The organism is Paraburkholderia dinghuensis (assembly GCF_003837865.1).
GTDB classification, from domain to species: Bacteria; Pseudomonadota; Gammaproteobacteria; order Burkholderiales; family Burkholderiaceae; genus Paraburkholderia; species Paraburkholderia dinghuensis.
In genome coordinates, this window is the sequence record NZ_RQIS01000019.1 from 52348 (window position 1) to 67058 (window position 14711).

General features: G+C 61.5%; 11 protein-coding genes. 4 read left to right on the plus strand and 7 right to left on the minus strand.

Annotation, left to right across the window (positions count from 1 at the left end):
- The 6 genes from D1Y85_RS22220 to D1Y85_RS27175 all read right to left on the minus strand — a co-directional run bounded on the left by D1Y85_RS22220 (position 1) and on the right by D1Y85_RS27175 (position 8380).
- A complete protein-coding gene (locus tag D1Y85_RS22220; protein ID WP_246025013.1) occupies positions 1 to 2268 on the minus strand; it encodes a polysaccharide biosynthesis tyrosine autokinase in 2268 nt (755 codons plus the stop codon).
- Positions 2265 to 3479 (minus strand): polysaccharide biosynthesis/export family protein, encoded by a 1215-nt coding sequence (locus D1Y85_RS22225; protein WP_246025014.1) that lies wholly within the window; start codon positions 3477 to 3479, stop codon positions 2265 to 2267. Before D1Y85_RS22225 ends, D1Y85_RS22220 begins: the two co-directional genes overlap by 4 nt.
- A gap of 35 nt (positions 3480 to 3514) precedes the next feature.
- Entirely contained in the window at positions 3515 to 4933 is a 1419-nt protein-coding gene (locus tag D1Y85_RS22230; protein WP_124153234.1) for an undecaprenyl-phosphate glucose phosphotransferase, read from the minus strand.
- Positions 4934 to 4965: 32 nt separating this feature from the next.
- A complete protein-coding gene (locus D1Y85_RS22235) occupies positions 4966 to 6531 on the minus strand; it encodes a mannose-1-phosphate guanylyltransferase/mannose-6-phosphate isomerase (protein ID WP_124153235.1) in 1566 nt (521 codons plus the stop codon).
- 177 nt (positions 6532 to 6708) lie between these two features.
- Positions 6709 to 7710: a GlxA family transcriptional regulator gene (locus D1Y85_RS22240; protein WP_124153236.1), complete on the minus strand. Its 1002-nt coding sequence runs from the start codon at positions 7708 to 7710 to the stop codon at positions 6709 to 6711.
- 532 nt (positions 7711 to 8242) lie between these two features.
- Complete coding sequence (locus D1Y85_RS27175; protein ID WP_185219076.1) at positions 8243 to 8380, minus strand: hypothetical protein; 138 nt, start codon at positions 8378 to 8380, stop codon at positions 8243 to 8245.
- Between the two features lie 198 nt (positions 8381 to 8578).
- Here D1Y85_RS27175 and D1Y85_RS22245 point away from each other — a divergent pair, with 198 nt between their 5' ends.
- The 3 genes from D1Y85_RS22245 to D1Y85_RS22255 all read left to right on the plus strand — a co-directional run bounded on the left by D1Y85_RS22245 (position 8579) and on the right by D1Y85_RS22255 (position 11665).
- On the plus strand, positions 8579 to 9868 hold the full coding sequence (locus tag D1Y85_RS22245; RefSeq protein ID WP_124153237.1) for a glycosyltransferase WbuB: 1290 nt from the start codon (positions 8579 to 8581) through the stop codon (positions 9866 to 9868).
- 250 nt (positions 9869 to 10118) lie between these two features.
- The gene (locus tag D1Y85_RS22250; RefSeq protein WP_124153238.1) at positions 10119 to 11102 is read left to right on the plus strand and encodes a phytanoyl-CoA dioxygenase family protein; all 984 of its coding nucleotides are present in this window, start codon (positions 10119 to 10121) and stop codon (positions 11100 to 11102) included.
- Complete coding sequence (locus tag D1Y85_RS22255) at positions 11099 to 11665, plus strand: LbetaH domain-containing protein (RefSeq protein ID WP_124153239.1); 567 nt, start codon at positions 11099 to 11101, stop codon at positions 11663 to 11665. The genes D1Y85_RS22250 and D1Y85_RS22255 overlap by 4 nt, the downstream gene beginning before the upstream one ends.
- Before the next feature lie 196 nt (positions 11666 to 11861).
- Here the strand turns inward: D1Y85_RS22255 and cadR are convergent, their stop codons facing one another.
- Positions 11862 to 12293: a Cd(II)/Pb(II)-responsive transcriptional regulator gene (cadR, locus tag D1Y85_RS22260; protein WP_124153240.1), complete on the minus strand. Its 432-nt coding sequence runs from the start codon at positions 12291 to 12293 to the stop codon at positions 11862 to 11864.
- A gap of 76 nt (positions 12294 to 12369) precedes the next feature.
- Here cadR and D1Y85_RS22265 point away from each other — a divergent pair, with 76 nt between their 5' ends.
- Positions 12370 to 14697: a heavy metal translocating P-type ATPase gene (locus tag D1Y85_RS22265; RefSeq protein WP_124153241.1), complete on the plus strand. Its 2328-nt coding sequence runs from the start codon at positions 12370 to 12372 to the stop codon at positions 14695 to 14697.
- Positions 14698 to 14711 lie beyond the last annotated feature (14 nt).

Below are 14711 nucleotides of genomic sequence, written 5' to 3' on the forward strand. Positions count from 1 at the left end.
CTAATGCAGCTCCACCGTCTCCGACGAATAAGTCGGGAATTTCGAGCTATAGCCGAACGGCGCGCGCGGCACGTCGGTCATCACGACGCCCTTCACGGCAATGCCGCCGTGGCGCAAGCGGCGCACCGTCTCGGCGATGCCCGACATCGCGTCGTGGCCGTACCGCACGATGAGCAACGTAGCGCCCGCGTGGCGTGAAATCAGCACGGCATCGGTCACGGCGAGGACCGGCGGCGTGTCGACGATCACGATGTCGTAGCGCGAAGACAGCTCTTCGAGCAGCGAGCGGAAACGCTCGCTCATCAGCAGTTCGGCCGGATTGGGCGGCACCATGCCTTGCGGTAGCACGTCGAGCCCCGGTAGCGCGTCGCGGATCAGCACACTGTCGAGACTGGCGCCCGCGATCGCGTCGGACAGCCCCGGGCGGCGGCGGATGTTCAGATATTCGTGGAGGTCGCCGCGACGCATATCACCATCGACGAGCACCACGCGCTTGCCGCCGAGCGCCTCCACGGCCGCGAAGTTCACCGACACGAACGACTTGCCGATCTTGTTGCGCGGCCCCGTGATCGCGATGATGTTGTTGCTTGCGCCAAGCGAGCCGAACTGCATCGCAGTACGCAAGTTGCGGATGCCTTCGATCGCGACGTCATCTGCGGCGACGGCGGCCAGCACATGCTGCTCGCGCGTGCCCCGCTCCATCGCCTCGTAAAGCCGCAATTGCGCGGCGCTGCGCGGCACGACCGCATACACCGGCACGCCGAGCGCAAACTCGATTTCCTTCGAATGCTCGACGCCGCCGAACGCCGCCTTGCGGCACAGCGCGATGCCGATGCCGAGAAGCATGCCGAGGACCGCGGAAAAACCCAGCACGAGCGGGCGGTTCGGACGGATCGGGTATTCGGGCACCATGGCATGATCGACGACCCGCACGTTCCCGACCTGCCCCGCCTTCACGATGCGCAACTGCTGGGCATTGTTGAGCAGGTTCGTGTAAAGCTCCGTGTCGACGCGGACATTGCGCATCAGCCGCAGCGCGTTCTGCTCGGTGTCCGGCATTCTGGCCACGCGTCCTGTGAGTTCGCCAAGCTCGGACTGCAGCGTGCCGATCTGCGCGTCGAGTGCCGCCACGACCGGATGCTTCGGCGTGAAGCGCTGGATCATCTCGTCGCGCTGCTGCTTGAGATCGACTAGCTTGGCCTTGTCGGCGGCCACCTGTTCGAGCAGCAGACGGCTCTCCTCGTTCAGATCGACCGAGCCATTCTCGTTGCGAAAGTGGTTGTACTTTTCCTCAGCGTTGTCGAGTTCGGCACGCAGTTGCGGCAACTGCTGTTCGAGAAAGGCCAGTGTGTGCTCGGCCTCGCTCGACTTGCTGTCCACATTCTGCTTCACGTATTGCGAGGTGATCGTGTTGAGAATCTCGGCGGTGTGAGCGGCATCGTCGCCGCGCAAGGTCACGCCGATCATTCCCGACTGCTTGGCCTTTTCCGCTACGGTCAAGTGACTTTCCAGGTCGCCCGTCGCATACAGCATCGAATATTTCTTCAGCACGAACTGCGTCTGTGGACGCGCCACGAGCTGATCGACCTGTATCGCGACCGTGCCGTCGCCGAACGCAGCCGTCTCCGGTTCGCCGACGCGCCCGAGCAGAATCGGCTCTCCATCCTTCGTCACGAGGTTGTACGTGCCGTCCGGCTGCGCGATGAGCAATACGCCTTTTTTCGCGAGTTTTTCAGGCAACGTAAGCGAGCTGACCGAAATCTGCTCGCCGCCCCACGCGTACTGCGCGAGTCCGAAGCGCGGCGGCGCGAGTTGTCCCGGCGGCACGCGCCGCGCCAGCGCCGCGCCGATCAGCGGGAAATAGCGCGGTGTCGCTTCGATGTCGAGATGCAATTGCTGCACCGCCTGGCCCACCACCAGATCGGAGCGGATCAATTCGATCTCGCCCGCTGCCGTGCCGCCCTTGTCGAAGATCGCGGCTAGCTGGCCCAGCGAGTCCTTGTCCTTCGATGACATGTCATTGTCGAGGATCTGGATCAGCGACTCGACCTCGTACACGGGCGTCGCGACGAACGCATAGAAGCCGCCGAGCAACGTGACGAAGAGCGTCATCGCGAGAATCAGGCGCCAGCTGTCGGCAATGCGCGAGAGCCAGACCGTGAGCGGCGTCTCGGTGTGCATGCCATCCGAGGACAGTTCGGTCACGACGTCGACGCCGAGCGCATCGGCCGGCGCGTTGTGGACGAGTCGGGGGATAGGTGAATTCATTTCGACAACACCGCTGCGGTCAAGGCCGCGTTGATTCCGGGAAGGAGAAGGTTCAGTACGCGACTGAGACGCACGAGCCCGTTGCTGTCGACGTACACGACATCTTCCGGCTGAAGTGGAAACTGGTTGGCGAGAATCATCGACACGGGCGAGCCTGCGTCGAGATGGAATACTTCCGGCTTGGCTGTCGTCGAGCCCCGGATCACATACAGTTGCCTCGGGCTGGCCGTGTCGCGGCTGATGCTGCCTGCCTGCGAAATCGCGTCGCTGAGGTTCAGCTTGCCGTTGCGCAGCGGCACGGCCGTCACGGGCTTCGACACTTCACCCATCACGTAGACGCCATGCTCCTCGCGCGCCACGATGCGGAGCATGTCGCCGTTACGCAGTCGGATGCTGGACGGATTTTCGCCGCGCGCGAGCATGTCGGGCAGGTTCAGCCGATACGACTTGCCCTCGCGTACGAGCACGACCTGACTCTGATCCGCATTCTTCGTGAAGCCGCCTGCACGCGTGATGGCCTGGTACAGCGTCATCGGCACATCGGTGATGGCGAGCGCGCCGGGCGTCGTCACTTCGCCGTCCACGAAGACCTGCTTCGCCCGGTACGAGACGATGCGCACCGTCACCTGCGGGTTGGTGTAGTACTCGGCGAGCTTCCTGTAGACGATGCGCTGCACGTCCTCGATCGTTATCCCCGCGACGTGCTCGCGTCCAATGTACGGAAACTGCAGAAAGCCATCCTGGTCGACGACGAAACCCGGCGCGGGATCGGACGGATGCGACACGGCCGGTGCGTTCGCCTGGCCTTGCGACTGGATCAGCTCCGGATGATCCCAGACCGTGATGTCGACGACGTCACCCGGCCCGAGCGTATACGGCCCGGGTTTCGTGCCCGATTGAAGTTCGGTGTAGATCTGGTCCGGACCCGGGGTTGTGTTCAGGTCGCGGATCAACTTCAACGTGATCTCGGTGACGGGGATCTCTTGCTGCCCCTGCGCTGCCGCATTCTCGCCACCCGCGGCGCCAGGCGCGGTCTCGCCGGTCGGCAAGGTGGGCGGCGTGTCCATGCGCATCCCGGGGGCAACGGATGAGCACGCGGCGAGCAGCGCGGCGGCGGCCATGGCAGCCACGCCCGGCATGACGTAGCACAGCGCGCGGGCGGCAGGCGCCATGGCGGTCTTCAGATATACGCCCGACATGGTCATGTTCATGTGCAACATTCCCTGTAAAACAGATCGCGTAGCGCTCAATACGCGTTGCGATTGACAAGCCCTTTCACGACGGTCGCGGCGACGATCCGCATGTCGAGCGCGAACGACCAGTGATGCAGGTAGTAGAGATCGTGCTCGACGCGGCTCACCATCTTCTCGACGCGGTCCGTCTCGCCACGAAAACCATTCACCTGCGCCCAGCCTGTGATGCCGGGTTTGATGCGATAGCGGTGGATATAGCCGCTGACGATCTTGCGATACAGCTCGTCATGCTCGATCGCGTGCGGACGCGGTCCGACCACGGACATCTCGCCGCGCAGCACGTTGTAGAACTGCGGAAGCTCGTCGAGGCTCGTGCGGCGCAAGAACGCCCCCACTCGCGTGATGCGCGGATCGCCGCGCGTCGCCTGCCGCACCTGGCCGGCGGTTTCGGCATGCACGCGCATCGTGCGGAACTTGTGGATGCGAAAGACGCGACCGTCCGCGCCCATTCGCTTCTGCGTAAAGAACACCGGCCCAGGCGACGAGCACTTCACCGCAATGGCGATGACGATGAAAATCGGCGTCAGCGCAATGAGCGCGATGGATGCGAACACGCGGTCGAAGACTTCCTTTTTGACCATCGCGTGAGCCGGAAACGGCGAGGCGACGAGGTTGATGGCCGGCATGCCGACCAGGTCGATCATCGCGCTGCCGAACAGTGCGAGGCTGCGCACGTCGGGAATGAAGCGCACGTTCACGAGATCGTCGCGAAACGCGTTCACGAAGCGCAGCAGCGTCCGCTCCTCGCAAAGCGGCAATGCGAGCCAGATCTCCTGAATGCCGTTGCGCCGGACGAAGTCGACAAAAGGCTCGATCGTCCTGAACGCCGGCACGCCGCTGATCTTCACGCCATCGCTTGGGCGCGCGTCGAACGCGACCGAGGCGCGAAAGCCCGTGGCGGGTGCACGGCGAATCGTCTCGACGATGTCCTGGCAATGCTCGCCGCAACCGACGATCGCGACATGGCGCAGGTTCATACCGGCATTGCGCGCTCGCGAAAGGGCCGCGCGCACGATGAGCCTCGCGCCGAGCATCGCGGCGGCCGTCGAGCCGACCCACGACGTGAACCACAGACGCGAAACCAGATCGGTGATATGCGCGGCAAACGCCATCACCAGCGTCAGTGCCGCGACACTCCCCCACGCGAGCGTGACGTGCGAGAGAAAACGCACGGCGGATCGGCCGCGCCACGACTGATAGACACCGAACACCGGGAACCCTGCCATCGCGAACGCGCACGCGAACAACACGAACGCGCTCACGACCTCGGGCGAGACCTGCGTCGGCGGATGCAGGCGGACCGCCAGACGCGCACAGGCGACGATCAGCGAGAGATCCAGAATGCGCGCAAGCAACCCCTGGATGCCGCCAAACGCAGCCGGTGACTCCGGCACGAACTCGACCGCACTCATGGACGCACTCCGGTTGGGACGATCGATGACACTCAGACGCGACCATAGGTGTCATCGAAGCGGACGATGTCGTCCTCGCCGAGATAGGCACCCGACTGCACTTCGATGATTTCAAGCGGCAGCTTGCCGGGATTTTCGAGTCGATGGCGCACGCCGATGGGAATGTAGGTCGACTCGTTTTCGGTCAGCATGAAGTGCTCATCGCCGCGCGTGACGAGCGCCGTGCCGCTGACGACGACCCAGTGCTCGGCCCGATGGTGGTGCAATTGCAGCGACAACTGCGCGCCGCAATTCACGACGATTCGCTTGACCTGAAAGCGGCCGCCGTGATCGATCGAGTCGTAATAGCCCCACGGCCGCCGCACCTTGCGGTGCAGATTGGCCTCCGGCGCCTGCTGCGCCTTGATCTTCGCAACGAGACCCTTGACGTCCTTCACATGCGATCGATCGGCGACGAGCACGGCGTCATCGGTCTCGACTACGACGACGTTGTTGACACCCACGCAGGCGACGAGCCGCCCTTCCGAGTGCGCGTAATTCGACGTCGCGTTCTCGAACACCACACGCCCGCGCGCGACGTTGCCGTCGTCGTCCTTGTCGAGCGCATCCCACACGGCATCCCACGAGCCGAGATCGGACCAGCCCGCATCGAGCGGCACTACCACGCCAGGCGCGAGCGCCGCATCCGTGCCGAGCCGCTCCATCACGGCATAGTCGATCGAGTCGGACGGCGAAGCCTTGAAGCAGTCTCGCTGCGGCCTGTAAAACGCGCCGTCACGTTTTCCCGACGCGTAGGCGGCCACGCAGGCGTCGTGCATGTCGGGTTGCAGGCGCTGCAGTGTGTAGAGCCAGACCGTCGCGCGCACGACGAAGATCCCGCTGTTCCACCAGTAGTCGCCGGTATCGACATACTGTGCGGCAAGCTCGGGGGCCGGTTTCTCGACAAAGCTGGCGATCTCGCGCACGTTGCCGTCGCCCTGCAACGGCTTGCCGAGGCGGATATAACCGAATGCCGTGTCCACGTGCGTTGGCGGTACGCCGAGTGTTGCGATCGCGCCGCGTTGCGCATGGTTCGCAGCCTCACTGATTGCGTACTGGAAAGCGGTGACGTCAGTGATCGCATGGTCGGCCGGCATCGCGACGATGATCGCATCGCCGCATTCGGCACAGGCCGCTGCCGCGGCGAGTGTCAGCGCGGGGGCCGTGTCACGTCGTTCTGGCTCGACGATCATGCGCACCTCGACCCCGCACGCCTGCATCTGGTCGGCGGTCAGAAAACGATGCTCCTCTCCGCAGACGACGATCGGCTCGCGCATGACCTCCCACGGCGCGGGAAATCCCGCGAGACGCCGCATCGTGGCCTGAAGCAGCGAGTCCTCGCCGATGACGCCGATCAGTTGCTTCGGATACTGCTCACGCGACATCGGCCACAGACGCGTGCCCGCGCCACCCGCCAGGACGACCGGCAGGAGGCGCAGTGTCGGCTGCAAAGCGACGGACGTGCTCCCAGCGACGACATCGACGCTCACCAGCGCCGACTGCGCTGCATCCAGCGACACGGCTTCCGATTTGTTGCCCTTTCCGGAATCGAGGCTCATCGCTTCGCACTCCTTTTTTACCAAAGAGTTGAAACTGCACGAACTACGTCCCCCATACGCTGAGGCCGTCGGCGGCCAGCGCACACTCGTCCAATACTCAATTGGCAATTGAAGCCAGCGCGCATTGCGCCGCGCCAGAGATTCCTCGCCGGCGCCGAGCCGGCCAGATCGACTTCGTTATTGGCCGATCACGTTGTCCGCGTGGACGCGGTGACGATTGCGATATTCGGTTGGCGATACGCCGAGCCGGTTGCGGAAAATCTTCGAGAGACGGTCGCCGTCACGCATGCCGCAACGGCGCGCCACCTTGTCGACCGGCAGATCCGTGTTGACGAGCAATTGACACGTCAGCTCCAGACGCACCTGGAGCAGATAGTCCGAGGGCGTCACGCCGAGTTCGAGCTTGAAGCACCGCAGATAATTGCGCTCGCTCATCGCGAAGGTCTGGGCAGCATCGCCGACTGAAATTGGCCGCTCGCAGTTCTCCTCGAGCCAACGCGCCGACGCCCACACCTTGTCTGCCGGCGTCGCACGCGTGGCATCGGCGAACAATGCCGACAATCGCGTCGAGATGCTAGGCAACGCCCGCTCGCCAACCTTGCGCGCGATTTCGACCCCAAGATCGCGCCGTATCATCATCAACGCGGATTTCAACGCTTCGTGGTGGTCGTCGCCGGGCGTATCGTCAGCGGTACTCGCGACGTGCGTGGGTGGCTCGGGCACCACTCGGGCGGTCTCGATCCCGGCTGCTTCGAGCAGCCGTTGCCCGTGCCCGATCGCGCGCACCTCGGTGGTGGTCGCCACCACGCGACGCAACCACGCGATCAGGCGGATATCCTCGAGCGCCTGCATGGCCGAGCGGCCGCCGCCGATGTAGACCGCGTCGAAGTGCAGTTGACTGGCTGCATCGATGGCGATAGTGGCAAGTTCGAGCGAAGAGGAACACGCAATACCCCCTCCTCTCACGGAGAGCAGCCAGACGCGATAGGTGGGCTCGCCGCCGTCATCGGCAGCCGCAATTTCGTTGGCAAGCTGAAGCACCTCGGCCACCATGCCGGTGCCGAGCAGAGAAAAACCATCGAACAGAACCAGCCCGACCTGACGTGCCAACCCAGGTGCGAACTTTTTCGCGGAAAGCGTCGCGGGCAAATCTCGATCCTCAAAAGCGGCGTATGTCATGACAGTTTCCCATCCCGTTATTGAGTGTTCGGTACGCCTCCCTTTTTTTACGGTATTGATTCCCGTTTTATATATCGGTCCATGTGCACTGCATCATAGGCCGCCGAAATTGCGAATGTGTGTCGTGACGGAAATAGACGAGATGTTGGCGGATGTGAAATGCTTACATTTTCTTTCCCCGAAATTGGGTCGCTTCATATATAGAGTGGGAGCAAAATTATCTAGCTGGCTTGCGCCACATTTGCGTCAAAGTCGATATGCGCTTTGGTGCAATTCGGAGCCTTTCTGGTGCGCGCCCGCATCGCCATTGTTATTCAAAATGTGCGAAATCAGGGCCTTGAAATCAACGATTTATATAAAAACAGGCGCCTTTGCATAGTCAGTGGGTAAATTCGGCGTTTTTTGAAATTTGTCTGAACTATCAGGTATGGTTTCTGAAATTTCAGTTGCATCTTATATGCCAACGAATTGAACAAGAAACGTAATTTAAGCGTAGCAAACATTAAATAAAATCAGGTTCAAATGAAATAATTCAGTTTTCAATTCTTAAAAAATCGGCAACATAAGTGGTGTGCGGATCAAATTCGAGTAAAATTTTCCGCACCGCAGCATTCGGAAATCGAAAGCGGTATAAAACTAACGCCGCAATCGAAATAACGAACTGCGACATGTCAGGATTTCCGGTTCGAGCCACACCGCGATAGCGCTAACTGCTCTTCGCGAAGCCGCCCCGCCCATCGTCGCGCCTTGACCGTCCGGCGCGTCACATGATGGCCGATCGTCACGAAACGATGGCGGCTTCCCGTATTTCGCCACGCTGATAATCGTCTCAGCGATCGCCCGTCGGCGTGGCGCGAACGGAGGGCCTGTGAAGATCCTGATCTACGGCATCAACTACGCGCCTGAAATGACGGGAATAGGCAAGTACACAGGCGAAATGGCCGTCTGGCTCGCGGCTCGGGGACACGATGTCCACGTCGTCTGCGCGCCGCCGTATTACCCCGAGTGGCGCGTTGCGCCGGACTTCAACGCGAAACGCTACACACGCGAAGAACGCGACGGCGTAACCGTGTCACGCGCGCCGCTGTGGGTACCGGCGCGACCGAAATCGCTCGGACGGCTGTTGCATCTCGCCAGCTTCGCGCTGTCGAGCTTCCCAGTCATGCTTTCGCTCATGGCGTGGCGGCCCGACGTAGTGTTCTGTGTCGCGCCAAGCCTGCTCAATGCGCCGACCGGCTGGTTAGTCGCACGTCTGACCGGCGCCCATGCCTGGCTTCATATTCAGGATTTCGAAGTAGATGCCGCGTTCAAGCTTGGCATTCTGCAAGGCTCGTGGCTCAAACGCTTCGCGCTCCTTGCCGAGCGCGTACTGCTCACGCACTTCGATAGCGTTTCGACGCTTTCCAGCAAGATGATCGCGCGGGCGATTGCGAAAGGTGTGTCGCCCGCGCGGCTCACGTACTTTCCGAACTGGGTCGACACCGACGCCATATTCCCACTGGCGCAACCGGGGACGCTCAAAGCTGCGCTCGGCTTGCCCGCCGAGGCGATCGTCATCCTCTACTCCGGCAATATGGGCGGCAAGCAGGGACTCGATGTGCTAACGGACGCGATCCTCCAGTTGGGCCAATGCGCCGATCTTGCGTTCGTGCTCTGCGGTGCAGGTCCCGCACGCGCAGGTATCGAGGCCGCCTGCGGTTCGCTGCCGAACTGCCGCATCATCGATTTGCGCCCCGCCGAAGAGCTAAACGAACTGCTCAATCTCGCCGATATTCACGTGTTGCCTCAACGCGCCGACGCCGCGGATCTGGTCATGCCATCGAAACTGACCGGCATGTTCGCAAGCGGACGCACGGTGGTTGCGATGGCGCGCCCCGGGACCGAACTCTACGAGACTGTCGCGCCACGCGGTGTGATCGTGCCGCCAGGTGACGCGACATCGCTGGCCGAAGCGATCCGGCGCCTGGCCGACGACGCGCCGATGCGCGCGAAGCTCGGCCGCGCGGGACGCGAATATGCAGTCGCCATGCTCGCCCGCGACGCCGAACTGGCCGCGTTCGAGTCCGAATTGATCGCGACGCGCGCATTCGACCGGAAAACCGCGACGGCTAACGAGGCAAACGAAGCGGCCGGTTTGAAAGTCCGGTCGCGGCACTGAGCGTCAGGGCGGCTGAAACATCATGCGCGGCAAGCCAGGGAGCAATCCCGTGCGTTCGCAGAAAGCGTTCACGCAAAACGACACCGCCTCGCTCGTCAGATTGCGACAACCCCTCGCCACTAGCCGCCAACCCAAGTTGACAGTGCTTTGTCTGGCACAGAGAATTTTCTGGTGTTCGTCGCATGCAATCCGTACTGCCTGGTTTGAACGTTGCCGTTAAATGAACCTTTGACGCGAGGATGCAGCGAACATGTACAAGATTCTGAGTCCGATTGGAACGGAGATCGAGATTCCTGAATTCGCCGGTCAGAACTCGACGACGTTCGACACGAGCGACCTCCATGGCGCGAGGCGCTACTACGATCAGCATGGCTACATGGTGGTACGCCACGCGGTGGACCCGGCGCTCTGCGATTCCATCAGAGCGGCGTTCGAGGAAACGGTAAAGCGTTATTCGGGGTACATCTACCGGCAGGCCACCGCGAATCCGGAAAAAAACAGGATCAACGAGCACGGTTTCGTGATGAATCCGTTGCTCAATCTTCAGTCGCTCGGCGAATCGCGCTTTGCGCCGCTAAAACACCTTACCGTCAAGGTGTTCGCGAGCGAGACGATCAAGGCCATCAACCGGGAGATTTTCTCGGAAGATGGCAAGCTCGTGCAGAGCATGTATTTCGAAGGTAATTCGGAAACCTGGCCGCATCAGGACACGTATTACCTCGACAGCGAAAACATCGGCGCGATGGCCGGATGCTGGTACGCGCTCGAAGATATCGATGCGGGAGCGGGCCGCTTTTTCGTGGTCCCGCGCTCTCATCTGATCGACATGGCGAAGAACGGAAAGAATTTCGACGTCGCGTTCAACCACGACCGGTACAAGGAACTGGTGAGGAAGATCCTTGCAGAGAATCAGCTTGAATTCCGGGCGCCATTCCTGCAGAAAGGCGACGTGCTCTACTGGAACGCGAAGACGATCCACGGCAGTCTGCGCACCACGCGGCCACAGTTCTCCCGCAGTTCGCTGACGTCGCATTTCATTCCGCTGTCGCACCGGTTCCTGCAGTTCCAGGCCAGGATCAAACCGCTGAGCCTGCACGAGTTCGAAGGCATGGCATTCCATTGCCCAAAGGACATGGGAAAGCTCTCCAACCGGATCGTGCTCGGCGTCGAGACCACATTTCCGAAGACATTTCAGATGGCAAAGAAACTGGCCATCAAGGCACTAGTGAAATGACACGGTTGAATGGAACGAGCGAATCAATCGATCTTGCGCAAGCTGGCAAGGGAAACTACGTTAGCGCGCGCGGTAAGCTTACGCAGCTTGCCTGGTTCGTCGTCGAAGCGTGCGTGATCAACAACCGGCTCATGCCGATTTCGGCGGTGCGCGCCGGGCTGCTCCGGCTATTCGGCGCGAAAATCGGCGTAAATTGCCGGTTTTTGCACGCGATCCGGGTGAAGTCACCGTGGAATCTCGAGGTCGGCGACAACACCTGGTTTGGCGAAGACGTCTGGATTCACAACCAGGACAGGGTCCGCGTCGGATCGAACGTGTGCATTTCCCAAGGGACATTCCTGACGTGCGGCTCGCACGATCCCGTCACGAACATGGATCTACAGGTTGCGCCCATCACGATCGAGGACGGAGTCTGGATCACGTCGAAGTGCGTCGTTCTGAAGGGCGTGACGATCGGACGGTCTGCGGTTGTTACGCCGCTGTCGGTCGTTCACCGGTCACTCGAAGCCGAAGGCATGTACGGCGGAAATCCGTGCCGGTTCATTCGCAAGCGATTCAGCTAGACCGTCGATCGCGAACGTTTTTCCAGGGCAACGCATTGCCGTGGCGCTTCCTTCGGGATCAGACGCTGACGAACGCAAGCGGCCTCGGACTCATATCGGAGCGCGGGATTGAGCCGGCGCTGCCACACGAATTCCCGTTCAGCACGAGAGTACCGAAGGCATCTGTCCGCAGCGAAGACGCTTCAAGTCATGCTGGCTATCCGAGATGTGATGACTTCGCTCCCGCCGGAGGCGTTTCCATCGACGAGAGCCCGTGCATGATTTCGCACTCGTCGACGCGCTGTTCGCCCGTGCATCTCTGGCGCAAGACGACCAGTTGATCCCGAAGCTGAAGCAATTCGTCGATGCGCGCGTTGACATGCTCGATGTGCTCATCCACGAGCGCATTGACCGCCCCGCAGTTCGAAGCGTGTTCGTCCGCCGCCCTTAGCAGCGTGCGCACTTCGTCGTGTGTCATGTCCAACGCCCGGCAGTTACGAATGAACCGAAGCCGGTCAATGTGACTCTCGTTGTAGTTCCGGTAATTCGCATCCGTGCGGTTCGCTTCGGGCAGCAATCCCTCCTTCTCGTAGAAGCGGATTGTGTCGGTGGTGCAATTGGCAAGCCGCGCCAGTTCGCCGATTCTCATTGCCTCTCCTTTCCGTCTTGACCTTGGAGTGACTCCAAGGTGTCTACTACACCACGAATCAAGGACGGATACCACCATGTCGCATGCAGAAGTTTCGGAAAACACCAGGACGCGCAGCGCGGAGGCCGTCCACAACCACGCCCCTACGTGCTCAGGTCCGACTTGCTGCGCAACGAAGCGAACCCACCACGACGCCCCCAGGTACAGCCACCACCACGCTCACAGCCACGAAGGCGGCGATAGCTGCTGTGCGCCCGCACCCGTGTCGTTCGCATCCCTGCCGGAACCAGAAGTGCTCGGCGATATGGTCCGAACCCAAATTCGTATCCTGCAGATGGACTGCCCGACGGAGGAAGCTTTAATTCGAAAGAAGCTGACAGGTATGAATGGCGTAGCAGGTATGGAATTCAACCTGATTCAGCGCGTCCTGACGGTGACCCATAACGCCGATACTCTTGCCCAGATACTGGAAGCCATCCGGTCGCTCAGTTTTACGCCGGAAGTCGCAGATGCAGAAGAACGAACCGACAAAGGGCCAGAAGTCGCGCACAAGCCCTGGTGGCCGCTTGCGCTGTCCGGTACCATCGCGGCCGCATCCGAAATCACTCACTGGCTCGGACAGCCAACATGGCTTGTGGCCGCGCTCGCCTTGCTCGCTATCGCGGGTTCCGGGCTCACTACGTACCGGAAAGGCTGGATTGCCATCCGCAATGGCAACTTGAACATCAACGCCCTGATGAGCATCGCCGTTTCTGGCGCGCTGCTTCTTGGCCAGTGGCCGGAAGCCGCTATGGTCATGGTGCTGTTCACGATAGCGGAACTCATCGAAGCCAAATCACTCGACCGGGCCCGCAACGCAATTCAAGGTTTGATCAGTCTTGCGCCAGACAAGGTGACCGTCCTGCAGGCTGACGGCTCGTGGCTCGAGGTGGACGCCCGTTCCGTGGCTCCCGGCGCGCTCGCGCGTGTGAGGCCCGGCGAGCGCATCGGTCTTGACGGCACAATCGTGAGCGGTCGCTCGACCCTGAACCAGGCCCCCATCACCGGCGAAAGCCTTCCTGTCGAAAAGGCCGAGGGCGACCCAGTGTTCGCCGGAACCATCAACGAATCCGGCTCGTTCGAGTACGAGGTCACGGCGGCGGCGACCAACACGACGCTGGCACGCATCATTCATGCAGTCGAGGAGGCACAGGGCTCTAAAGCACCGACCCAGCGGTTCGTCGACCAGTTCGCCCGCATCTACACACCCATCGTGTTCACGGTAGCGCTCGCTGTCGCAGTGGTGCCTCCGCTCGTATTTTCAGGGAACTGGTTCGACTGGATTTATAAAGCGCTGGTGCTTCTGGTTATCGCCTGCCCGTGTGCGCTCGTCATCTCCACGCCGGTTTCCATCGTGAGCGGACTGACCTCCGCTGCGCGTCACGGGATTCTCGTCAAGGGCGGCTCGTACCTCGAACAGGGGCGGAATCTCGGATGGCTGGCACTGGATAAAACCGGCACCATCACCCACGGCAAGCCGGTTCAGACCGAGTTCGAGATGCACGTCACGGACGCCGATATTGGCCATGTACGGTCGCTTGCCGCGAGCCTTTCAGGCCGCTCCGACCATCCGGTATCGATGGCCGTGGCGCGGGCTGCAGACGTCGAGGGCGTGTCGCATTACGCTGTCGAGCACTTCGAGGCGATTCCCGGGCGGGGTGTGCGCGGCGTCATCGACGGAAAGCGCTATTCGATTGGAAACCACCGCCTCGTCGAAGAACTGGGACGCTGCTCGCCGAAACTGGAAGCGCGACTGGATATGCTCGAACGGGAAGGCAAAACCGTCGTCATGCTGATAGACGAAGACCGGGTGCTCGCGCTCTTTGCCGTGGCCGATACGGTGAAGGACAGTAGCCGCGAGGCAGTTGCCGAACTCCACAAGCTCGGCGTGCGCACTGCGATGCTGACGGGGGACAACACTCATACGGCACAGGCCATCGCACACCAGGTTGGAATCGACCGGGTTGAAGGCAATCAGTTGCCGGAAGACAAACTGCGCGCGGTGGAACAACTGGCCGGGAAGGATGTCCTGGTCGGCATGGTGGGCGATGGCATCAACGACGCGCCGGCACTGGCGCGCGCCGACATTGGCTTCGCGATGGGAGCGATGGGAACAGACACGGCAATCGAAACGGCCGACGTCGCATTGATGGACGATGACCTGCGCAAAATCGCGACCTTCATCCGCCTGTCGAGAGCGACGCACGCAATCCTTGTGCAGAACATCACACTGGCGCTGACGATCAAAGCTGTATTCCTTGCCTTGACGCTTGCCGGCCTTGGCACGATGTGGATGGCCGTGTTCGCCGATGTCGGTGCGAGCTTGCTGGTTGTCGCCAACGGGCTCCGACTGCTCCGAAAATGACTGGAGATGCCAGA